This window comes from Nocardiopsis sp. NPDC055824 (genome assembly GCF_053616335.1).
In genome coordinates this window covers 1-26612 of sequence record NZ_JBSHDN010000089.1, presented here as the reverse complement: position 1 = coordinate 26612, position 26612 = coordinate 1, and the positions used below count along the sequence as shown (strand labels likewise).

Here is a 26612-nt window from a genome sequence, read left to right as displayed (position 1 = left end):
ATCCTGACCTGGCTGCTCATCACCGTGCCCGGCCACCAGATCATCAGCCAGATCTTCGCGAGCATGGACAGCATCATCCAGCGCATCCAGATCGGACGCGGCACCCGCCACCACCGCGACAGCGCCCTGACCGCGAGCGCCCACAAGGGCGCCGCCATCGAGGGCGTGCTCTCCGCGGTCTTCTCCGCCGGCATGGACGGGCTCTTCAGCAAACACCTGTCCGACCTGTTCAGCAAAGGCCTCACCGACCTCAAACTCCTGCCCGACCCGCCACCCCTGGTCCGCACCGGCCCCGACGGGCCGCCCCCGCCCGGACCCCCCACCGGCCCGCCGCTGCGCGAGAGCCCCGACGGACCCCCGCCCGGACCGCCCTCGGGACCGCCCGACGGCCCCCCGGCCGGGCCGGTCAAAGACGACCCGCCACCGCTCAACCGCGACACCGACACCCCGCCACCACCCGGCGGCGGTGGCGGTCCTGACGGGCCGCCCACCAGGCCCAAGGACGACCCCCCGGCCGGACCGGTCAAGGACGACCCGCCCACGGCACCGGTCAAGGACGACCCCGCACCCACACCCGCGCCCCGGGACACCCCGCCCGCTCCCCCGTCGCTGAACAAGGACCTGGCCGAGGTGTTCGGCCGCCACAACGACGAGTTCCTCACCCCCTACAACCCCGCCAGCCCCGTCGGCGCGGGAGCCTTCGACAACGCGACCAAGGCCGCCGCCGCCCGTCAGGACTTCGCCGAGGTGTTCGCCCGCAACTTCGGCGACCACCTGGGCGAGGCGGCCGCCCGCGACCTGGGACGCGACTACGCCGCCACCCTGGCCCGCCACTGGAACGACCCCGACCTGGGCCGGCACCTGCGCGACACCATCGGCGACCGCCTGCCCCCGCACATGCGCGACCACCTCGCCGACGTCCCCGTCAACCTGCAAAAACCCCTGGGCGAGTACTTCTCCACCACCGGCGCCTACACCCAACAGGTCGGCGGCAGCATCGGCACCGGAGCACTCGAGGGCTACCTCGGCGAAGGCCTGGGCAGCCTGGCCGACGGACGCGGCTGGGAGGCCTCCGGCTACTCCGCCACCGCCGGCGCCACCCAAGCAGGCATCCAACAAGGCGCCACCGACGGCATCCTGCACGGCCTGGACCTGTTCAGCAACAAGGACAAACCCGACCTGTCCGAGCCCGAACCGCCCCGGACCGAGAGCAACGCCGCCGACAACCGCAACGGCAACCCCACCGGCCCCCAGGCCCCCGGCCCGTGGACGGGCGGCGGCGAGGACCCCGGCCGGGGCGGCGACCACGCCCCCGGCCCCGACCGCGACCACGCCCCCGACCGCGACCGCGGCGGCCAGGGGTCCCCGGAGCAGGACGGCCACGGCGAAGGCCCCCTCCTGGCCCCGCCGGTCGACGACTCCTCCCGGTACGACCGCGACGACCTCTCCGACATCGACGACGTCCCCGACCTGGTCAGCGACACCGACTCCGACAGCGACTCCGAGTTCGGTGACACCGATTCCGACTTCGGCGACCCCGACGACCGCGACCGCGACGACCGCCACCAACCCAACGACGACACCGTCCGCGTCCACCAGGACGACGACGTGCGCACCCCCTACCCCGACCCCCTCAAGAACCCCGAGGACACCAAGGACCCCTACGCCACCACCGAGACCAAACACCCCGGCCTGGGCAACGACCCCTTCCACCCCGGCATGAACGACGGACCCCTCACCGTCAACTTCCTCAACGCCATCGTCCCCGACAACCCCATGGCAGCCCAGCCCCCCGCAGCCGAACAGACCACACCGGAACCGCAGGCGCAGAACCCCGGTACCGAACACGGGGACCGCACCACGCCCCAGGAGCGGAGCGGCCAGGAACAGCACACCCCTGCGCCGGTCGTGGCTGCGCCGATCAACCAGGCGGCCCCGACGCCCGCGGGCCAACAGCCCCCCGCGCCCGGTCCGCAGAACCCTGCTTCCGACACCGGCCAGCGCTCCGCGCCCACCGACCGCAACAGCGGTGAACGCTCGCCCCAACGCACCGGTGGCGACACCCGCACCACGGACCCGTCCGCACAACGCTCGACCCGCGACGGCGACGTTGTGCGCACCTCGACCGAAAGCGCACCGCCCGCTCCGGAGTCCGCGACCACCGGCAACACCACCGACCTGGACAAACCGAACAGCCCGACGGACGCACAGCGAACGAACCCCGACAACGCACCCGCCCCCGAACAGCAGACCTCATCGAGCGACACCCCACAGTCCCCGCCTCCCGCTGCCGGAGACAGCAACAGCGACGGCCAACACGACACCGAGGACACCGGACACGACCCCTCCGACCGCGACGGCGAACAGTCCGACGAGCGCGATGAGGGATCCTCCGGGAACGACGACCGATCCCAGGACCGCGACAAAGACCAGCCCGGTGACGACGGGGATCGGTCAGGGGACGAGAACAACGACCGATCCGGCCTCGAGGACGGCGAGGACGGCAAACGCACGGACGACGACACCGAATCCGCGCACGAGGGGGACTCCACCACCGAAGGGGACGGCCAAGAGCGGAGCGGCGAAGGAACCTCTGAGGTCACCCCTGACTCGAACAGGCCCGACACCCAGCGCGACCCGGACCGTCCCGCGGATAACGGTGAGACCTTCGGTCTCTCTACGTCCGGATCTCCGGTTCCTCAAGAGGGCAGTGGTTCTGGTGGGCGGGATGTGCAGCAGGTGGGGGCGGAGCGGTCGGTGCGGTTCACCCCGCCCGATGACGCTGATGACGCCTCCGTGAGCTCGCCTGCCGTGTCGTCCACCGGTCCTGGTGCGGATCGGTCGGTGACCGGTGCCGCGCGGACTCCGGATCCGGATGTCGCTGGTGCTCCGGTGTCCGGGACACCGGTCAACCATCGGTCGGGGGAACCGGCGCCGGTGCGGAATGACCTCCCGGGCTCTGACCGGTGGGGTCAGGAGTCGCAGCCGCAGGTGCGCAAGGTCTCGAGCCTTTTCGCGCAGAGCCTGAAGCTGCCGGAGGGTGCGCCGCCGTTGACGGTGGAGGTGAACACCAACCATGGTCCGATGCGTGCTGAGGTGCGGATCGACAATCTCTTCTTCGAGTCCACGACGAGGAAGATCGATGGTGCGGGTGAGGGGGATCCGTCCTCGGTTCGTGATGTGAAGCTGCGGATCCGTGCTCTTCTTCAACAGGGTGTGGACATGCGGGCTCAGGTCTATGCGTCGATGGCGTTGAAGCGGCATGTCGAGGCGGTGTTCAACGACAAGTTCGTGTTGCCGCGCGGTGGACAGCAGCTGAAGGTGAGCTTCGATCTGGTGAGCCCCAGTTCTGAGGGGGCGCACGCCACGCTGGTCTGGTCTCCGGTGCCGCCTGCGGCTGATGGTGTGCCGCCGGATCTGGGGGCGGATGGTGATGGCCGGGGGGTTGGTGAGGTACTGCGTCGGTTGGGGATGCTGGACGGGGATCCGGCGCGGGGTGAGGACCGCCCGTATGTGGCGCGGCGGACGCTGGAGCGGATCGAGACGATGGTGGAGCCGCGTCCGGCACGCCGCTGGTCCGACCCTCAGAGTGCTGAACCCGCGCGGGTGCACACCGGCCTGGCGGACCCGTCTGCGTGGGAGGCCGCGCGGGCGGCGGCGCCGGTCCACCAGGTGGGCGAATCCGTGGACGCCGACTTCGCCGAACCCATGGCCGACTCCCGCGCGGCCCGGCCGCTGGACCTCGGCCCCGACGGTGACCCGGTGGGCCTCGACGATGACGGCAACCCCGTCGACCTCGACGCCAACGGTGACCCGGTCGACCCGGCGACGGTGCTGGAAAACCCCGACGCCCGGCCCGGCGACCCGGAGCGGTTCGTCAAGGCGGAGATGGACCCCCTGTGGGCCACCCGCAGGTTCGAGTGGGCGCGAATCCCGATTCCGGAGGAACACCGCACGGAGGGGGGCCCGACCCATGTCCTGGAGCTCACCTTCCGCCCTCGGATCCGCCGCGACGAGGACACTCTGACGCCAGAGCGGTACGAGGCGTACGTGCGCGCGTACGAGGCCAAGCTGGACGCCATGTGGAACCGGCAATTCCGGGTCCGCGGGGACGGGACCGTGGTGGGTGCGGACGGCACCCGGATGCACAAACTCGGTGACGACCTGTTCAACACCCTCTTCGGGAAGGAGAGCGTCCCGGACCCGGACGACATGAAGGTGGCCGATTCCGCATCGGGTGCCGAGCCGCCCCCGCCCGGGAGCGGGGACCAACTGCACGTCCGCCTCCTCTTGGCAGACGACTCCACCCCCGCTGCCCAGGTCCATCATGAGATCGACCTGCACGCCCGGCCGGGGGACAGAATCATGGGCACCCATAGCTGGAACGAGACGTTCCCGGTGGAATCGGGTGTCCATGAGACCGCGCACCTGCTGGGGCTGCTCGATGAGTACTTCCAGCCGGGAACGGTTTTCCGGGGGAGCAGGGACGCCGATGCGGTGCGTCCCAGCGACGATGACCACGGCTACGGCCTCATGGGCAACGCATGGACGAAGCGCGGTGCCGACGGGCGGTTGTACGCACGCCGCGACCCCGTTGTGCTGAGCGGGTACCTCGACACGATCGCCTCGGTCGTGGAGCACGGCACGTCCGACTACACGCCGCCGCCACGGGCCGCCGAACTGTCCGACGAGGTGAAGTCGGACATCATCCAGATCCTCGCGCCCGGTCTGGACGCGTCCGACCCGCGGCGGGCCGCCGTCTTCGACCGGTTCGCCCTGGCCACGGACCAACTGATCCGGGGGTGGGACGGTGAGCGGATCGCGGACCAGCTCATCTCTCCCGAGGACGCCGCGGCGCGGGGCGCCGACTCCGGCGCTGACACCCGCGCGGCCCGAGCCCGTGCCGCCTTCGACGCCCAGGTCGACCGCTGGCGGGCCGACGGTCGGCTGGCGCGGGCGCTGGATCTCGTCGACCGGAGCGGGGTGCGCGTGCCCGCCTCCGCCATGACCGATGCGCTGCCCGACCACGTTCGGGGCGAGCTCCAAGACGTGCTGGCCAAGTCCGATGAGCCGGCCTACGTCGACACGCTGGCCGTCTTCGCCGCTGGGCGCGACCACGCCGCGGGCCACGGGCCGATCGACGACATTCCCGCCGTTCAGGGACGTCCTCCCATCACCGCCGGGGACGTGCGAACGCAGATCGACCAGTGGCGTTCCAACGGCGAGCTGGTCGAAGCGCTCGGCGTGCTCGCCGACAACGGCCTGGAGGTGACGGGCGGCGAGTGGATCGGAGCCCTGCCCGACAAAGCGCTGCGAGATGTCGCCCACCACTTGCTCTCCGGGCTGCAACCGGTCTCCGCAGACCCGGGCCTGGATCGGGCGGGGCTGGAGCGTGTGGCCCTGGATGTGTTCGGTGTCGGGTTCGACCAGATGGTGCACCGCTCACCGGCGCGGGACCTCACCGTCACCGTTCCGGACGGCCGACAGGTCCCGGTGTCCGCGACGGAGGTGTACAACCAGCTCAAGGCGTGGCGGAAGCAGGGGGCGCTGGCCGATGTGCTGCGCGTTCTGCGTGGCTCCGACGTCCCCGTTCCCGACGATGTCCTCGCCCGGGCTTCTGGTAGGCGGGTGGTTCCGGTGGGGGCGGGGCGGTCGGTGCGGTTCGCCCCGCCCGATGACGCTGATGACGCCTCCGTGAGCTCGCCTGCCGTGTCGTCCACCGGTCCTGGTGCGGATCGGTCGGTGACCGGTGCCGCGCGGACTCCGGATCCGGATGTCGCTGGTGCTCCGGTGTCCGGGACACCGGTCAACCATCGGTCGGGGGAACCGGCGCCGGTGCGGGACGACCTGCCGGGCTCTGACCGGTCGGGGCAGGAGTCGCAGCCGCCTCCTCCGCCCGGAAAGGGCCGGGGCGGCCACGACATCGTGGCCTTCCCCATGACCGAGAGCACAGGCCGGCCGGGGAACCCCTCTCCGCAGGCCGCGGCGGACAGGATGGCAGAGGCCATCCGTCTCGGAGAGCTGGCCTCGGCCGACATCAAGGACGCGATCAGCGGCTACCAGCGCGCCCAGGACCTGGTCGCCCAGACCCGCGAGGCCGAGAGCCAGGGCCGCCCCGACGCCGCCGACCTGCGCGCCCAGGCCTTCGAGGCCCAGCGCCAGGCCAACGACGCCTACCGCGCCTACGACCACCTCGCCCAGATGCAGGCCGACCTGCTGCGCCCCGACGGCCCGACCACCGTCATGGCCGTCCCGGAGACCACCGGCGGCCCGAGCCGCGACACCGGCCCCGTCCCCCTCGGCGGAACCAGCAGGGACATCCCCCTCGGCACCCTCGACACCGACTCCCCCCTCACGCGCGACGACGGCCCGCCCGACGACCGCGGTACCACCGGGACCGAGAACGACAGGGACCCGAACCGGAGCACCCAGGATGGCCCGCCTCCGCCCCTCACCTACGGCGGCGACTTCGTTCCGGACCGCAGCGGCCAGAGCTACGACCTGGGCTATCTGACCACGTCCACCCTCCTCGGACCGCACATGCTCTTCACCGAGCACCTGCCCGGGTTCGTCCACGACGTCCTGACCGGTACCCCGGGCATGCCCGCCCCCGCACGGCAGGGGATCGTGAACGGTGTGGTCGACATCCTCACCAGGGAGGGGCCCCGCCCCTTCCTGCGCGAGGGCGGGCACACCGTCAGCACCACCCACGACGGGCAGACGTGGAGCGCCGACATCGACCTGCGCCCCGAGGACGGCGAGTTCTACCACGTCGGCACCGAGAACCTGAGCGGTGGCGGGGACTCCAGGTTCCTGAGGCTCCACGACGCCGGCCCCGGGGTGGACTCCAGCGACGGCGGGTCACGCGGCGCGGGCAAGACCGTCGGCACCAAGTTCACGATGAGCCCCCTGTACGTAGCGAGCGCAGGCGGCAACGACATCGGGCCGATCGCGGCCATCGGCGGGCGCGGCGGCATGAAGGTCCGGGGCACCTCCGGGTCGGCCTCGACCAGCGCCAACGCCGCCAGCGGGATCGAACTGCTCGGCGCCCCGAACCTCTACGTCGGCGACCTGCACATGAAGGCCTCCGTCACCGGCCCCGGCCTCACCGCCCCGCGCGTCCAGGAGGGGACCGCGTACAACGGGCTGACCATGAACCTGCCCGGGGAGGTGGTCCCCTCCGACGCACCCCGGCACATCGTGCCCGACAACGGACCGGCGGACGCGAACGGGAACCGTCCACCGGTGAACCGGCCGCTCATCGGCACCGGCCACCCGCTGGAGATCACCCGCTTCTCCCCGGTTCCCCCGGCATCCGGTGACGGAACCGACGGGGACACCGCGGGCACCACCGGCGGGACCGACCGCAGCGGCGACGGCGACCGCGACGACAGCACCACGACGGACGGCGGCGGCCGTCCGGGGAAGGGCACCCTCGGCACCTGGCTCGCCGACCACTTCCTGGGGACCCCTCCCAAGGGCGGACGGGGCGGCGGCCGCGCCCCCTCCCGACAGGAACGGCGTGACAACCAGTACCGCGAGGCCATCGAGTCCACCTTCGACAACGACCGGGTGCAGCAGTACCTGCCGCAGATGGTCAACAGTTCCGCGCACATCCGGATCGAGATCCCCGGCAGCCGTCCACGCATCATGCAGATGTGGTCGGTCTCGACCGAGTACAGCCGCAAGGACTTCGCCCCCGGCCTGGCCGACTTCGTGCACAGCAACACCCTCGTCAAGAGCGACTCCTCCGGCGTGAAGCACTCCACCGTGGCCTCCGGCTCGATCGGCGGCGGCTTCGGCATCTGGATCGACCTGCCCAACGGCAGGAGCATCCGGCTCGACGTGCCCTTCGTGGAGTACTCGGCCACGTTCGAGAGGAGCACGGGGACCACCCTGAGCACCTCGGGGACCAGCAGCCACGTCGTGCACGCCCCCTCCGGCCACGCGGCCTACGACGTCAAGCGCGACTTCTACGTCCACATCCAGGGCGAGTCGCAGCCGCACCGCTTCGAGGCCGACACCGTCGAGATGCTCACGGTCGAGGACGCCCGCCTGCTCAACGGCGAACCGTCCAAGGCCCCGACCTCGACCGACGGACCGGCCGTGCCGCCCCGGCCCCCGTTCCCGAACCTCGCGGTGGACCACCCCACGGACCTGAGCGGGGCCACCGTACGCGGGTTCGGCCACGCTCCCCCGGCCCCTCCGGCGGACGACACCGCGACGACGGGAACAACAGGCAACACCGACGCCACGAACACGACGGACACCGCCGGGAACGACGACGCCGACGGTGACACGCAGGCGCCCCCCTCACCGCAGCGCCCGTTCTACGACGACCTGGCGTACAACGTGCTCAGCGCCATCTCCGAGAAGCGCCCCGGCATGGTCATCCCGGACCTGGCGCGGACCGACAAGGACTACGCCGTCCGTCCCAGCCGCATGGACCCGGAAGGACCGCTCCGCAGCTTCCGCGAGCGCTGGGGCCTGCGCCGCAACGTGGACGTGGCCCGGGACAACACGCTCAAGGTCATCAAGGCGCTCTCCGAGTCCGGCCTCAAGAGCGGCGCGTCCGACCTGCCCGGCGACGGCATCCCGGTGCGTCTCAAGGAATCCGCCGTGATCGACCCGACGATGCTCCGGCGGGACAAGGGGTCCCGTCCCGACGCCGTGACCGTGCGCGTCTACGGCGACTTCGACCGCCTGGTGCACCAGTTCGACACGACCTCCAGCGGCGGCGCCCGGTTCGCGGGCTCGGCCGGCATCACGACCACGAAGGGGTCGAGCGTCAACCACTCGCTCGGCCTCAACGTGGGCGCGAGCGTGCGCACCGACGAAGGCGCCGACGCGCGCGGCGTCCCCAGGGTCCTGGGAAACCCCTCGGGTTCGCTGAACACCTCCCTGAGCACGGGCAAGGGCTCCAGCCAGGGCCTCTCCCACAGTTCCGAGGAGACGGTCCTGTTCAGCGGGGACTCCGACGTGTGGACGTCCCGCACCCGCTTCACCGCGCGGCTGTTCGAGCACGACGACATCGGCATGGCGCGCGACGACCGGCCCCAGCGCGAACACGGCATCCCGCTCCTGGGGAAGGGGATGGACGCCGAGACCGTCCTCCTCACGCCCAAGATGCCCCCGATGGCCACGGACTCCCCGGCCACCGTGTCCGACCCGGCGGGCACGACCCGCGACGGCGACACTGCCACCTCCTCCGACGGTCAGGAGACGCGGAACACCCCCGCGACCGCCGCGGACACCCGAGGTGAGGACTCCACGCGGACGGACACCTCCGGGGACACGGAGTCCGACACGACCGGCGGCCGGCAGCCGCTCACGCCCGAGCAGGCACGGGACATGATCCGCCGGAACTTCGTCCCGCAGACCACCCCCGGCGGTACGCCGGGCGGTGACCGGGGCGGCCGCTGGACCGTCATCCGGGACGGGGCCGTCCACACCTGGGGACGTCTGTTCGGCGAGAGTGCCCAGGTCGTCACCCCTCCCCCGAACACCACCGCGCCCCCCGCGGGCACCGTGACGACCACCGTCGCCGACGGCAACCGGGCGGTGGTCCTCTCCCCGCCGCCTTCCCCCGGCACCACCGCGGGAACCAACGACAACCAGGCCGTCGTCCTCTCCCCGCCGCCTCCCCCCGGCACCACCGCGGACACCACCTCCGGCACGACGCCGCAGACCGTTCCGGCGGGCGGCGACCGGAACGGGGACGGCGCCCCTGACAGTGGGCCCCAGCAGGGACCGCCGACCCTGAACCAGACCCGCGCCCAGGCGATCCGCGGCATCGGCGGCACCTTCGAGCGCGTCAACACCCACTTCGACACCGGCAGCCGGGGCATGCGCGGGCTGCTGGAGGAGACGTTCCGGACCTTCTCCGAGCCCCGCGGCGGCCTCTACGACGGATTCCGGCTCAAGCTCGACTCCTTCCTCTCCCAGTCGTCCGGAGGCGGCCGACAGTTCGAGAACCACCTGTCGGCGGAGGAACTCGCCACGAGCAAGAGCGCCACCACGCCGTCGGGCTCCCGTATCCGCCAGGAGATGAGCGGCGGTTTCCGGTCACCGCACGACGTCCGCGCCACCGTCGCCACCAAGGTCGAGATCGACACCGTCACCGACTTCCGCCCCGTCGACGCCCAGATGCGGTGGAACGGCGGCACCGAGGTGTTCGTGTCCACCAACTCCTCCCTGACCGGCAGCGTCGGCCTCAAGTTCGGGGGAAGCGGGGGCCGCAACCCGAACCCGCACCCCTCCGACGACTCCCTGCCCACCGAGGCCGTCCGACCGATCCCGCTGGTCGGCCCCTCCATCGCCCGCACGTTCTTCTCGCGCGGCACGTCGAACACCCAGGCGACCGCGTTCACGTCGTCCGTGCTGTTCATCCCGAACATCACCAAGGCGTACGCCTTCCGCGCCTCCGGCCACCTCACCCAGGCGATCGAGTTCGCGAAGAACTGGAGCATCGGGCCTCCCCTGAGCTGGAACACCCGGTTCCACGGGTGGACCGTTCCCGTCAAGGACCTGCTCTCGGGCTACGTGCACTCCCGCGACGCGCAGCAGGCCGACCTGGTCATGGACAAGGCGACCCGCGACGGCGACAGGGTGGACCTGAGTCCGCAGCCCAACCCGAAGAAGCCCGACAACGCACAGGTGCGCCCCGGGTTCGAGGGCAGCGGCAGGCAGGTCCAGCCCGCCGACCCCGGGGCCGCCCTCCAGAACCTGGTGAACGACCTCGCCTCGAACGGGCTGGAGCTGACGGCCGGCGGCCGGGAGCTCCTTCTGCAGAAACTGACCACGCACCTGGGCCAGAACCCGGACTCCACCGTCCCGGTGCCGGTCAAGGTCCGCGCGCTGGGGCCGGAGCCCGGGCCGGACTCGGGGCCGCGACCCATGCGCTCGGCCTCCCCGGGCAAGGTCTACGTGAACCTGACCAGGGACCCGGAACGCACCGACGTCTCGTACGTCGGCCAGTCCGGCTACTACATCGAGTCGCACACGTGGAAGGCGACCGACGCGCACGCCCAGAACCGGGGGACCGGAACGACGGTGGGCGCGGACGGCGTGCTCCTGCAGCCCCTCCCCTACGCCCAGGACGACCAGGGGTCGGACGGGCAGCCGGACCACCGCCCGCTGTTCGCCTCCCCCGCCGGAGCGGTGTCCTCGTCCACGCGCGACGGGAGCTCCACCGGGGAGTCCCAGGACGACGCCCACACCGTCGAACTGCACATGGACACCCCGTACGCGAAGGTCCGCGCGGACACGACCCTGACCCTCACCCTCGAACTCGGCGAGCCCAAGGGCGGGGAGAACGGCAACCCCCCGCGTACGACCTACACGGGCACCGCGGACAGCGGGCGTGTCGAGACGATGTACCCGTTCGCGTACATGACCTTCGACCCCCCGGAGGCGCCCACCACGACCACCGCCGCGGAGGGGGACACGCGGGGAACCGGCGCCGACACGCTGTCGCCGCCGCCCGCCCCGACCGTCACCACGTCCACGGACGGCACCGGATCCACCGGAACGGCGCCGGCCGACCGGGACGCGCCCCCGGCCCCGGAGGGCGGCGACACCACCGGCGACCGGACGCGAACCGACACGCCCGGAAACGACCGGACCGCCGACGGCGACACCGCGCAGCGGTCCCCGGCCCCGATCTACGCGTCGGTGGCCGACGCTTTGCGTGCGTGGACCGGTGACGCGGGCCCCCGGCCGGGCACCGACACCGCCATCACCAAGCCCGCCATGGTGCAGGACGGCGGGCAGGCGCTGCGCGACAAGGCCAACGTCGTCATCGCGCAGACCCTCGGCTGGAAGCCGCCCCCCGGCACCCCCGAGGGCGGGCAGCCCACCCGCGACACGGCGAACGCGGCGCGTGCCTACCTCGCGGACGCCTACGGCCAGGACCCGGTGTACAACGAGATCGACCACAGCCTCAGCGAGAGCGCCGTCAAGGCGGTGTACCCGTCGGCCTCGCACAACGCCGAGGGGGTGGAGTTCACGGACATCGGCCGCACCGAGTGGGGCGCCAAGGTCGTGCCGAGCAGCCGCGGGGCGAAGATCCTGGACGCGCTGCCGGGCAGCCAGCTCAGCGACTCCCGCGTCCACCCCCGGTCGAACAGCGCCGGCGACTCCCACGGCGGGGGCCGGGGCCGGGGCGGGGAGTTCCGCCCCGCCGGGCTGAGCACCGCGGCGGAGGGCATCCCCTACGACGGGCACGAGGGCACCTACACCGGCGCGCCGGGTGTGAACACCAGCTCGTCCCACGGGGCGGAATCGGGCTCCAACCAGGCGGTCAAGGGCTACCAGGAGTCCGACAAGCTCCGCCAGGGGCCCGTCTACCTCATCGAGTACGACGCCACCTGGGCGTTCGGCGCGGGCAGCAAGCTCAAGGCGCCCGCCGCCTTCCACCCGAACGACCCGAGCCTTCCGTCGACCCCGCTCCACAAACGGCCCACCCGCTGGGGCGTGGACGACGTCACGGTGAGGATGGCCGGCTGGTACTCGGAGTCCGACGCGATCGCGATGGGCTTCCTCACGCCGGACCAGGCGAAGGACATGGCCCCCGTCATGGACCGGCTCAACCGGGCGCGGGAGGAGTTCAGCGAGGCGGAGGCCGCGTACGCCGACACCCGGGCCCCGCTGGAGGGCCTGGCCGAGGGGTACGCCGCCGCCCCGGGCGACCGGAGCGCCGAGGACGCCTACAACGCGCAGGAGGACAAGTACAAGGAGGCGCTGTCCGATTTCAACGATCAGATCGACGCCCTGATCGAGACCGTGAACAACACGCGCACCACCCTGGAGGAGGCCGGGCAGGGGACGGACTCCGGGACCGCTCCCCCCGTGCGCACGGTGGGCGGCGACGGAGGCGAGGGGACGACCCGCGCACCGGCCCCCGACGACACGACCACCGGGGACACCGGGAACACGACAACCACGACCACCGGGGACACCGGTGCCGCCACCACGACCACCGGCGGACCCCGGCCGACCGTCACGGTGACCCCACCGGCCCCGGAGCCCACGGGCCCGGGCGAGGGCCTGGCCGACCGCTTCCTGTCGGAGCTGAACCTCCGTGCGCCGGAGTCGGACACCCCCGCGCCGGACTCCGACGGCTTCCGGAACCCCGAGGACGGCCGGGAGCAGAACACCGGCACCGTGGACGCGCAGGTCCAGCGCGCCTCCGACGCCGCGGACACCGCGGCCCAGGCGGCCCATGACGCACGCGATGCCGCGAACGATCTCGCCACCACCCTGAACCGCGGCACGGCCGACCTCCGGAACGGCATCCGCCTCCTCACGGGCTCCGACGACGGAGCACCCGCCGCCGGGACCGGAGGACGCGCCCCCGCGCCCGCAGCCGACGGCACCTCCGCGCCGGGGGCGATACGACAGGCACAGGACGCACGGACGGCTGCGGACACCGCGCACGACAACGCCACCGCCGCCGACAACGACATCACCGCCACCCGGAACAACGCCACCGGAACGACGCCCGAGCCCCATCGCGGCGCCTTCTTCCAGCGGGTCGGGACGGCAACCTCCGAGGCGGAGAACGCGGACACCGCCGCGACCGAGGCCCATGACACCGCCGACGGGCACGAGGACACCGTCGCCGAGATCGGGACGGACCTCAACGCGACCCCGCCGCGGTACCAGGCGCTCAGCACCGCCGTGGACGGCCTGTCCGGGCAGGACCGGGCCGCCGGCGGGGACCGGGCCGCCCAGGACGCGCGCGACCAGGCCGACAGCCTGATCTCCGACCTGGAGGGGATCGCCGATCGCGCCGACACCGCGCGGGCGGAGGCGGAGAGCACCGCGACGGAGGCCGCCGCCGCGCAGACGGACGCCGACGCCGCGAAGACCAAGGCCGACCGGATGGCCGCGGACGCCGAGGCCCTGCGGACCTGGGCCGAGGGGGTCAGCACCGAGGCCTCGACCCACCGGGACAGCGCGGATCGGGCCGTCCGGGACGCGCGGAACGCCGGGGCGGCGGCGCAGGGGGCCGCCGACGCCGCCAGGGAGGCCCGTGCGGCGGCGGACGCGGCGAGGGCCAGGGCCGACGAGGTGCGGACGGACGCCGCGGACGCGGCCGGGGACGCCGCCCGGGCCGAGGCCCACGCCCTCTCCGCACGCACCGCGGCGGACCTCGCGGCCCAGGCCGCCGCGAACGCCTCCCGCCCCTCCCCCGGAGGGCAGACGGCGCCGGGTACGACCGGCAGGACCGACCCGACCGGCGGCGAGGGATCGAGCAGCGCCGGCCCCCGGGCAACGACGAACCCGCCGAACACGACCGACGGCTCCCGGGGGACCGCGGACCCGCGGGCGAACGCGGCGCGCCAGGCCGCGGAGGACGCGCGGGCCAGGGCCCAGGAAGCCCGGCGGACCGCCCGCGAGGCGACCGCGCTGGCCCAGCGGACCGCAGAGGACGCGAGGCAACTGGCCCAGCGGGCCGACCGCCTGCGCGCCCGGGCGGACGACGCCGGGCAGGCGGCCACCGACGCCGCCACGCGGGCCGAGGAGGCGCTGGAGACCGCCCAGGAGGTCAGGGACACCGCCGACGCGACCGTGAGGACCGCCGACCGTACCGCCGCCGACGCCCGTCGCGCGCACCAGGAAGCGCAGGAGGCCGCCCAGAAGGCGGAGGCCGCGGCCGAGCGTGCCGCCGAGGCCGCGGAGACCGCCCGGGAGGCCCGCGACGACGCCGAGAAGATCGCCGCCAGCGCCCGGAGGCGCATCACGAGCGTCCGTAACCTCCTGGAGAGGATTCCGGCGGCCGGGGGCCCGGTGCGGACCTCGTCCGAGGGCAGCGGCGACAACCGCCGGTCGGGCGACAGGGACGGCTCCGGTACCGGCACCGGGGGCAGGGGCCGCGGAACGGACGGGGACGGCGGAAGCTCCTCGCGCGGAAAGGGCCGGGGCGGCCACGACATCATCGCCTTCCCCATGACCGAGGTCCCGAACCAACCGGGGAAACCCTCCCCGCAGGCCGCGTCGGACAGGATGGCCGAGGCCATCCGCCTCGGGAAACTGGCCTCGGCGAGCATCAGGGACGCCATCAGCGGCTACCAGCGCGCCCAGGACCTGGTCGCCCAGACCCGCGAGGCCGAGAGCCAGGGCCGCCCCGACGCCGCCGACCTGCGCACCCAGGCCTACCAGGCACAGCGCCAGGCCAACGACGCCTACCGCGCCTACGACCACCTCGCCCAGATGCAGGCCGACCTGCTGCGCCCCGACGGCCCGACCACCGTCATGGCCGTCCTGGAGACCACCGGCGAGTCGAGCCGCGACCCCGGACCCGTCCCCCTCGGCGGGACCAGCAGGGACGTACCCCTCGGCACCCTCAACACCGACTCCCCCCTCACGCGCGACGGCGGCCCGACCGACGACCGGAACACCACCGGGACCGACGACAACCGGGACCCCAACCGGAGCACCCGGGAGGAGGCACCGCCGCCCCCGCCGGAAGGCGGACCGCGGCGCCTCACCTATGCCAGCGACTTCGTTCCGGACCGGGAGGGCCAGGCCTACGACCTGGGCTACCTGACCACGTCCACCCTCCTCGGACCGGACATGCTCTTCACCGAGCACCTGCACGGGTTCGTCGACGACGTCCTGGCCGGCACGCCTGACATGCCCGCCCCCGCACGGCGGGCAATCCTGGACGGCGTGGTCGACATCCTCGACAGGGAGGGACCCCGCCCCTTCCTCCGCGAGGGCGGGCACACCGTCAGCGCCACCCACAACGGGCAGACGTGGAGCGCCGACATCGACCTGCGCCCCGAGGACGGCGAGTTCTACCGCTTCGACATGCAGACCCTGAGCGGCGGCGAGGACTCCAGGCGGCTGAGGCTCCACGGCGCCGGCCCCGGGGTGGACTCCAGCGAGAGCGGGTCACACGGCCAGGGCAAGACCGCCGCCTTCAAGGTGTCGGTGAACCCCTTGTACGTCGGCAGCATCGGCGGCAACGACGCGGGCCCGATCCTCTCCGGCGGCGGGCGCGGCGGCAAGAAGGTCCGGGGCACCTCCGGGTCCGCCTCGACCAGCGCCAACGCCGACACCGGCATCGAACTGCTCGGCCCCCTGACCCCCTACGTCGCCGACCTGCACATGAAGGCCTCCGTCACCGGCCCCGGCCTCACCTCCCCCCGTGTCCAGGAGGGGACCTCGCACAACGGGCTGAGCATGAACCTGCCCGGGGAGGTGGTCCCCTCCGACGCACCCCGGCACATCGAGCCCAAGAACGGCCCGGCGGACGCGGACGGGAACCGCCCACCGGTGAACCGGCCGTTCATCGGCGCCGGCCACCCGCTCGAGATCACCCGCTTCTCGCCGGCATCGGACGGCGGGACCGACCGGGACACCGCGTCCGGTGACGGAGGGACCGACCGCAGCGGCAGCACCACCACGACGGGCGGCGGCCGGAAGGACACCCTGGGCACCTGGCTCGCCGACCACCTCCTGGGGCCCCGTCCCAAGGGGGGCCGGGGCGGCGGCCGCACCCCGTCCAAGAAGGAGCAGAGCGACGACCAGAACCGCACATGGATCGAGTCCACCTTCGACAACGACCGGGTGCTGCAGTACCTGCCGCAGATCTCCAACGGGTCCTCGCAGATCCGGATCGTCTTCCCCACCGGCTCTTCCCGCCCTCCCCGCACCATGGAGATGTGGTCGGTCTCGACCGAGTACGACCGCAAGGACTTCGCCCCCGGCCTGGCCGACTTCGTCCACGGCAACACCCTCGTCAAGAGCGACTCCTCCACCGTGAAGAGCTCCACCGTGGCCTCCGGCTCGATCGGCGGCGGCTTCGGCATCTGGCTCGAACTGCCCAACGGCAAGAGCATCCGGCTCGACGTGCCCTTCGTGGAGTACTCGGCCACGTTCGAGAGGAGCACGGGGACCACCCTGAGCACCTCGGGGACCAGCAGCCACGTCGTGCACGCCCCCGCCGGCCACGCGGCCTACGACGTCAAGCGCGACTTCTACGTCCGCCTCGACGGCGAGGAGGCGCACCGCTTCGAGGCCGACACCGTCGAGATGCTCACGGTCGAGGACGCCCGCCTGCTCAACGGCGAACTCCCCAAGGTCCCGACCTCGACCGACGGGCCGACCGCGCCGCCGCGGCCCCCGTTCCCGAACCTCGTGGCGAACGGCCCCACGGACAAGCTCACGGACCTGAGCGGGGCCACCGTGCTCGGGTTCGGCCAAGCTTCCCCGGTCGCCCCGGAGAACCACGGCGAAGCGACGGACGGCACCGACACGACCGGCACCACCGCGGACACGGGTGTCGCGGACACGGCAAGCACCACCGGGGACGACGACGCGGACGCCGGCCCCCCGAAGCCCGACGCACCGCAGCGCTCGTTCTACGACGACCTGGCGTACAACGTGCTCAAGGGCATCGCCGAGAAGCACCCCGGCATGGTCATCCCGGACCTGGGGAGGACCAGGAAGAACTACGCCGTCCGCCCCAGCCACATGGCGCCGGACACGGTCCGCAGCTTCCGCGAGCGCTGGGGTTTCCGCCGCAACGCGGACGTGGCACGCGAGAACACCCTCAAGGTCATCAAGGCGCTCTCCGAGTCCGGTCTCAAGAGCGGCGCGTCCGCCCTGCCCGGCGACGGCATCCCGGTCCGCCTCCAGGAAACCGCCGTGATCGACCTGACGACGCTCATCAAGGACAGGGGCCTGCGCCCCGACTTCGTGACCTTGCGCGTCTTCGGCGAGTTCGACCCCCTGGTGCACCAGTTCGACACGACCTCCAGCGGCGGTGGCCGATTCGGGGGGTCGGCCGGCATCACGACCACGAAGGGGTCGAGCCTCAACCACTCGATCAGCACCACCGTGGGCGGCAGTGTGCGCACCGACGAAGGCGCCGACGCGCGCGGCGTCCCCCGGGTGCTGGGGAACCCGGCGGTCGCGCTGCTCACCTCGTGGGGCACCGGCAAGGAATCCGTGCAGAGCCTCTCCCACGGCTCCGAGGAGACGGTCCTGTTCAACGGGGACTCCGACGTGTGGACGTCCCGCACCCGCTTCACCGCGCGGCTGTTCGAGCACGACGACATCGGGATGGCGCGCGACGACCGGTCCCAGCGCGAACACGGCACCCCGCTCCTGGGGGACGGGTTGGACACCCACACGGTCCTCCTCACGCCCAAGGTGCCCCCGACGGCCTCGGACTCCCCGGCCACCGTGTCCGATCCGGCGGGCACGACCCCCGACGACGGGACCGGGGGGCGGGAGGGACGCGCCCCCGAGACCACCGCCGACACCGGGGGAGAGGACTCCACGCGGACGGACGCCTCCGGGGACACGGAGTCCGACACGGCCGGGGGCCGGCAGCCGCTCACATACGACGAGTCGCGGCGCATGCTCCGCGGGGACTTCGTCCCGCGGCCCACCCCCGGCGGTGACCGGGGCGGCCGCTGGACCGTCATCCGGGACGGGGCCGTCCACACCTGGGAGCGCCTGGTCGGCGGAGGCTCCGAGACCGTCACCCCTGCCCCGAACACCACCGCGCCCCCTGCGGGCACCGTGACGACCACCGGCACCGTGACAACCACCGGCGCCGACGGCAACCAGACGGCGGTCCTCTCCCCACCGCCTCCCCCCGGCACCACCACCGACACCACGACCGCAACGGCACCGGACACCACCGCGCCCGAAGGCGAGCGGAGCGGGGACGGCGCCCCGACCAACCGGCCCCAGCAGGGCCCGCTGCCCCTGGCCCAGACCCGTGCCCGGGCGATCCGCCGCATCGGCGGCACCGTCGAACGCGTCAACACCCACTTCGACACCGGCAGCCGGGGCATGCGCGGGCTGCTGGAGGAGACGTTCCGGACCTTCTCCGAAACGCGCAGCGGTCTCCACGACGGATACCGGCGCAAGCTCGAGTCGTTCCTCTCCCGGGCGTCCGGGAACGGTCTGCGGTTCGAGAACCACTCGTCGGCGGAGGAGCTCGCCGCGAGCAAGAGCGCGGCAACGTCCTGGGGCTCCCGGATGCGCCTGGAGATGAGCGGCGGTCTCTGGTCACCGCACGACATCCGCGCCACCATCGCCACGAAGGTCGAGGCCGACGAGGTCACCGACATGCGCCCCGTCGAAGCCCAGATGCGGTGGGGCGGCAGCAGCGAGACGACCCTGTCCACCACCACCTCCCTGACCCGCAGCGTCGGGCTCAGGTTCGGAGGCAGCGGGGGCCGCAACCCCAACCCGCACCCCTCCGACGGGTCCCTCCCCAACGAGGCCGAGCGACCGATCCCGCTGGTCGGCCCCTCCCACACCCGCACGTTCTTCTCCCGGAGCACGTCGAACACCCGGGCGACCGCGTTCACGTCGTCGGTGCTGTTCATCCCGAACGACACCAAGACGTACGCCTTCCGCGCCTCCGGCAAGCTCACACAGGCGATCGAGTTCCTGAAGAACTGGAGCATCGGACCGACCCTGACGTGGAAAACCCTGTACCTCGGGTGGACCGCTCCCGTCAAGGACCTGCTCGCCGGCTATGTGCACTCCCGCGACGCCCACCAGGACAAGCTGGTGCAGGACCGGGCGGTCCGCGACGGCGACAAGGTGCACCTGGGCGCACAGCCCAACCCGAAGAAGCCCGACAACGCCCGGGTGCGCCCCGGGTTCGAGGACAACGGCAGGCAGCTCCATCCCGCCGACCCCGGGGCCGCCCTCCAGAACCTGGTGGACGACCTCGCCTCGAACGGGCTGGAGCTGACGAAGCAGTCGCGCGAGAACCTGCTGCAGAAACTGACCACGCACCTGGGCCAGAACCCCGACTCCACCGTCCCGGTGCCGGTGGAGGTCCACGCGCTGGGGTCGGAGTCCGGGCCGGACTCGAAGCCGCGGGCGCAGCACTGGAGCACCGAGGCGAAAGTCTTCGTGAACCTGACCAGGGACCCGAAACCGGCCGAGGTCTCGTACCCCGGCCAGTCCGGCTACTACATCGAGTCGCACAAGTGGACGCAGACCCAGGCGGGTTCGCAGACCAGGGGGACCGGGAACTCGTCGAGCCTGGACGGTGTGCTGTTGCAGCCCACCTCCTACCCCCAGGACGAACAGGGGCCGGACCAGCAGCCGGGCCACCGCCCGCTGTTCGCCTCCCCCGCCGGAGCGCTGTCCTCCTCCACGAACGACAGCCGCACCTCCGGGGAGTCCCGGGACGACACCCACACCGTCGAACTGCACCTGGACACCCCGTTCGCGAAGGTCCGCGCGGACACGACCATGACCCTCACCCTCGAACTCGGCGCGCCCAAGGGAGGGCGGAACGGCAACCCCTCGCGCGCGGTCTACACGGGCGAGGCGGACAGCGGACAGGTCGACACGCTGTACGCGTTCGCGTACATGGACTTCGACCCCCAGGCGGAGACCACCACGGACACCGTCACGGAGGGGGACACGCGGGGAACCGGCGCCGACCTGCTGTCGCCGCCGCCCGCCCCGACCGTCACCACCTCCACCGACGGCGCCGAATCCACCGGGACCGACCGGGACACCCCCCCGGCCCCGGAGGGCGACGACACCACCGGCGACCGGACGCGAAACGACACCACCGGGGACGACCGGGCCGCCACCCCTCCTTCGAACGACGGCGCGACGCAGCTGCCCATAGTCCCCAAGGACGCGTCCGCGCCCGACCTGCTGCGCGCCTGGGCAGACAACGCGGGTCCCAGGCCCGGCAACGACTCCGCCCTCGCACTGCCGGCCATGGTCGAGAACGACGGCCAGGCCCTGCGCGACCAGGCCAACATCGTCTTCGCACGGTCCTTGGGCTGGAAGCCGTCCACCGACACCCCCGCCGAGGGGCAGCCCACCAGCACCACGACGAAAGCGGAGTCCACCAGCGCCACGACGAAAGCGGAGTCCACCAGCGCCACGACGAAAGCGGAGCGCACCAGCGCCGAGGCGAAAGCGGCGCGTGCCTACCTCGCCGCCGAGTACGGCCAGGACCCCGTGTACAACGACATCGATCACAGCTTCAGCAAGGGAGCCATCAAGGCGGTGGTCCAGTCGGCCTCACGCGAGCAGGAGGGGGTGCAGTTCGCGGACCTCAACCGCACCCAGTGGGGCGCCAAGGCCCTGACGAGCACCCGCGGAGCGAAGATCCTGGACGCGCTGCCGGGCGGCCAGCTCAGCGACTCCCGCACCCGGTCCCGGACGCACAGCGCCGGCACCTCCCACGGCGGGAGCCGAGGCCGCGGGGCGGAGATGCGCCCCTCCGCGCTGAGCACCGAGGTCGACGGCATCCGCTACGAGGGGCACGAGGGCAACTACACCGGTACGGCTGGACTGAACACCAGTTCGTCCAACGGGTCCGGAAGCGGCTCCAACCAGGCGGTCAAGGGCTACCAGGAGTCGGACCAGCTCCGCCAGGGGCCCGTCTACCTCATCGAGCACGACACCACCTGGGCGTTCGCCGCAGGCAGCAAGCTCAAGACGCCCGCCGCCTTCCACTCGGAGGACCCGAGCCTTCTGTCGACCTCGCCCTCCTCCCGGCCCACCCGCTGGGCCATGGGCCAAGTCACGATCCGGACGGCCGAGTGGTACTCGGAGTCCGACGCGATCGCGATGGGCTTCCTCACCCCGGAGCAGGCGAAGGACACGGCCCCCGTCGTGAAGCAGCTGGCCAAGACTCGCAAGGAGTTCACCGAGGCGGAGGCCGAGTACGCCGACACCCGGGCCCCGCTGGAGGGCCTGGCCGAGAGGTACGCCGCCAAGCCGGCCGACGAGCGAGCCGAGAGCGCCTACAACGCACAGGAGAAAAAGTACGAAGATGCCCTGAAAGCCTTCAACAAGCAGATCGACGCCCTGGGAGCAGCCACGAACACCGTGCGCACCACTTTCGGGGGCGTCGGCCAGGGGACGGACGGCGGGACCGCTCCCCCCGCCCGCACGCCGAGCGGCGACGGCAGCGGAGAGACGACCCGCGCACCGGCCCCCGCCGACAACACCACGGCTACCGGCACGACCGGCACCCCGGCCACCGGCAGTACCGACAACACCGGTGTCACTTCCGGAACCACCACGAGCACCGGCAACACCGGTGACGTCACCACGACCACCGGCGCGCCCCTGCCGAGCATCATCGTGACCCCGCCGGCCCCGGAGCCCGCACCCACAGAGCCCGCGCCCACGGAACCCGCACCCACGGAGCCGCGCCAGAACCTGGTCGACCACTTCCGGACGGCGTTGAACCTCGAAGTTCCGAAGTCAGACTCCCCCGTCCAGGAGACCGAGGGCGGCCTGGATCAGAACACGGACACCATTGACGCGCAGGTCCAGCGCGCCTCCGACGCGGCGGACACCGCGGCCCAGGCGGCCCGTGACGCACGCGTTGCCGTGAACGGCCTCTCCACGACCCTGGACCGCGGCAGGGCCGACCTACAGGACGGAAACCGCTTCCTCGAAGGCTCCGGCGGTGAAGTACCCGCCGCGGGGACGGAGGGACGCTCCCCCTCGCCGGGGGCGGTACGGCAGGCACAGGACGCACAGCAAGCGGCGGACACCGCGCACGACAACGCCACGACCGCCGACAGGGACGTCACCGCCACCCGGAACAACGCCACCGCGACGGCGCCCGTACGCGATCAGCGGGCCCTCCTCGGACAGCTCCGCACGGCCGTCTCCGAGGCGGAGGGAACGGTCACGCCCGCGGCCGACGCCCAGCGCACCGCGGAGCGGCACGCGCAGACCGTCACCGGGCTCGGAAACGAACTCGACGGGGCCCGGACACGGCACCAGGAACTCAGCACCGTCGTGGAGGGCCTGTCCGGGCAGGACCGGGCCGCCGGCGGGGACCGGGCCGCCCAGGACGCGCGTGTCCGAGCGGACGACCTGATCTCCGAGCTGGAGGGGGTCGCCGGTCGCGCCGACACCGCGCGGGCGGAGGCGGAGGCGTCGCGAGCCGAGGCCGAGACGGCGCAGACGGACGCGGACGCCGCGAAGACCAAGGCCGACCGGATGGCCGCGGACGCCAAGAAGCTGCAGACGTGGGCCGAGGCCCTCGACAAGAGCGCGTCCGGCCAGCGGGACGACGCGAACCGGGCCGCCGAGGACGCGCGGAACGCCAGGACGGCGGCACGGGGAGCCGCCGAGGCCGCCAAGGAGGCCCGCAAGGCCGCGGACGCGGCGAAGGCCAAGGCCGACGAGGTGCAGGAAAAGGCCGCGAACGCCGTCAAGGCCGAAACCGACGCCCGCGCGGCCCGCACCGCCGCGGACCGCGCGGTCCAGGCGGCGGCGAACGCCCCCCTCCCCTCCCCCGAGACGCGGACGGCGTCGACCGGCACCGACCTCCGGGAGACGACCGGCACCCCTGAGAACACCGCTCTGCGAGACGCGGAGAACGCACGGGAACGGGCCAAGGAGGCCCACCAGACCGCCCGCGAGGCGGCGAAGACCGCGGCCAGGGCACACGAGGAAGCGGAGAAGGCGGCTCAGGAGGCCGACAACCTGCGCGAGAGGGCCGACGCCGCCGAGCAGGATGCCCGAAAGGCCGCCGCACGCGCGAGGAACGCACAGAAGATCGCCGAGAGGGCCCGGGACTCCGCAGGGAAGATCGTGGAGATCGCCCGCGCAGCCGCCACCGACGCCGGTCAGGCACACAAGGACGCGCAGGGGGCCGCCGAGAAGGCGAAGACCGCGGCCGAGCGTGCCGCGGAAGCCGCGAAGACCGACCGGAAGGCCCGCGACGACGCCAAGGAAATCGCGGACAACGCCCGGAAGGACGCCGCCGACGTACGGGAGCTGCGGGAGAGGATCCCGGCGGCAGTGGAGCCGGGGAGGACGCCGTCCGAGAACGACCGGAAGAAGGACGGCGACGAGGACGGGAGCCGGGACGGGGACGGTTCGGGCAGCAGCGGCGACCGGGGCGACGACAACGGCAGCGACGACAACGGCAGCGACGGCAACCGCTCCGACGGCGAGCGCAACTCCGGCACCGGGCACGAGGACGACAGCAGGCGCGGGGGCGAGGACAGGGACCGCGGAACGGACGGGGACGGCGGACGCTCCACGCGCGGGGACGGCCGGGGCGACCGCGACAGCGGCGACCCGGCCCAGCGCGACACCGACTCGGACACCGACTCGCTCCCGGACCTGACCTCCGACTCGGACTCGGACTCGGACGACAGCGACGACGGCATGTCCCTGGACGACGACTTCTACGGCCCTCCGCCGGCGGTGCGCACGCAGGAGCCGGCTCTTGCCGATTCCGGCGACCCGTGGGCCGACAACCCCCCGACCGGGCCCGATCTCAGCGCCCTCATCGCCGCGGACAAGAAGAAGGACGACAGGCCCTCGACGGTCGAGGACGTCGTCGCCGACCTCACCTACCGCTACCGGCCCGAGGACATCGGGCACCACACCGCCCAGGACGCACAGATCCAGGTCTTCATGGCGGGCCACCACCGGAGCCGCCACGGCCGCCGCACGGAGGCCGACCCCTCCGAGCAGTACACGGACACCGACGGCTACGAGGCCGCCCCGGGCCCGGCCTACCCCGCCGGAACGCAGGTCTCCCAGTACCCCGCCCCGATCCAGTACACCCAGGACCCCACCGGGACCCACGACTCCTCCGCGGCGGCCTACGACCAGCCGCCCACGGCCCCGACCGAGGAGACCGCACAGGCCCAGGACGGGAACCAGGACGAGCGGACCGCAGCGCTCATGCTGTGGAACGGGACCTTCACCGGTATCGAGGACCTCGCCGCCACCACCGGATTCGACGTGGTGAGCCAGGAACAGCTCGTCGAGGACGGCTCCGACGGCAATACCTCGCTCATGCGCTTCGAGAACGGCGCGCAGGCGGTCTACAAGGACACCGAGGAGACCACCTTCGCCCGTGAGCGCGCCGACGCCGAGCAGCTCGCCTCACTGGTGGGCCGCGCCATCGGCGCCAACGTCCCCGGTGTCCTGCGCATCGGCGAGTACGAACTGTTCATGCACTTCATGAACGGCGTATCCGGGTTCACCCACTTGGACAACCCGCGATCCCCGCTCCTGAACACGCGGGACGGACACGTGCTGGGCCTGCTGGACCTGCTGATCGCCAACGGCGACCGCAATCCGGGCAACTGGCTGGACCAGGGCAACGGGCACGTGGCGGGCATCGACCACGGCAAGGCCTGGTTCAAGTACGAGCACACGCCGGAGGACCCCACCGACCTGGAGGGGCTGGCCTACATCAACGGCATGCGGCCCTTCTACGACTTCGAGGCCAATGCGTGGATCGCCAACCCGCTGACGCGGGCCGACATCCGGTTCCTGCGGACCCGGCTCGCCGGGCTCTACGGCGAGTTCGTCCGCCTGGGCAGGTCCGACTGGTTCGACGAGATGATGGAGCGCTTCGACATGCTGGCCCGCAACGCACGGGGGACCAACGGCCTTTTCTCAGGAGGCGGCCGGTGACCCGTGTGCTCTATGTCCAGGACCGCCGCACACAGCGGACACGGCCGTTTCTGACGCTGCACGACGACGGCACCCTCACCGGCCACGACCCTGCGACGGCCGACGCGATCCCACGGCTGCGCGCCACGCGCGGCTGGTCCGGCGAGCAGGTATTCGACGACTGCGCCGCGCAGTCCAACGCCTACGTCCGCTACTTCGAAGAACCGGCGTGACCACGGCCGGCATCACCCCCACGGCGCGTCGGCCCCTGGCGCCAATGGGACGAACAAGGACGGTTCCTCCGCGAGACCGTCCACGACGCCCTGGGCAACACGATCATCGCCCGCGAGGAGCACAGGCCCCCGCACGCCTCGCCCACGCCCACGGGACCGGCGAAGAGCACCCCGTCCCCCGGCTCTGAGAAGCGCGACGAGTTCTCCCTTCCTTTCCAGCGCCGGATCGCGAAGAATGCGATTCTCCTCGCAGGCGCACTTCTTACTGCCCCTCTGCACCCAGCGCCCCAGGACTCCGCCCCTGGCGACACAAAGGCGCATCACGCGAATCGCAGAAGCGAATTCTTGAAAAACAGGATCTGAACGCCCGCCCACTGGCACGCGACCGCCGCTCGGACTCCTCAGCACACGCCGCCCCTTCCGATGCCGCTCCTTCAGAACCGGGGCGGCTCTTTCACGGATGCCATGCCGATGTCGGACGACACGGACCTACCAGTACCCCCACCTGGCCTCTGGCCCTCCACCGCGAGCGGAACCCCGCCGGGAGGGAAACAGGAAGGGAATACCCGGTCGGCCCCAGGAAAACCGTTGCGGAAATACCAGGAACAGCAACCGAGTGGAACATGTTCCAGAAACACCCCGCTGCTTTCGGTTCGCGCCCATGACCTTCGGAAATCAACCGGAGGAACCTCAGCGAGGGTTTCGGTCAGGGTAATGGGCCACCGATTCACGCGACTTCTCCGGTGCTAGTTTCGTGCCCGCGCAGCGGTACCAGGGGGTAGAGGGAGGGATCGCGTATGCCGTTGGACCACAACATGTCCGACTCCTCACGCAAAGCGATCGAGGTCCTCACCGGCATCCAGGTCCCCAGAGCCGGCATCAACAACCTCGGCCGCGCCTCGGAGATCTACACCGCCCTGGACCAACGCCTGGCCGTGCTCGAGGACCTGTTCGACCTCAGCCGCAAACACGCCCGCC

Annotated in this window: 3 protein-coding genes; all 3 read left to right on the top strand. The window is 72.3% G+C overall.

Going from position 1 to position 26612, the window contains the following annotated elements:
- The first annotated feature begins 63 nt into the window (after nucleotides 1-63).
- Complete coding sequence (locus ACWGL3_RS18480; protein ID WP_452461595.1) at nucleotides 64-25422, top strand: hypothetical protein; 25359 nt, start codon at nucleotides 64-66, stop codon at nucleotides 25420-25422.
- Entirely contained in the window at nucleotides 25419-25634 is a 216-nt protein-coding gene (locus tag ACWGL3_RS18475; RefSeq protein ID WP_267945573.1) for a hypothetical protein, read from the top strand. Before ACWGL3_RS18480 ends, ACWGL3_RS18475 begins: the two co-directional genes overlap by 4 nt.
- Before the next feature lie 797 nt (nucleotides 25635-26431).
- The coding region (locus ACWGL3_RS18470; protein ID WP_452461594.1) for a hypothetical protein at nucleotides 26432-26612 on the top strand (181 nt) is incomplete at its 3' end.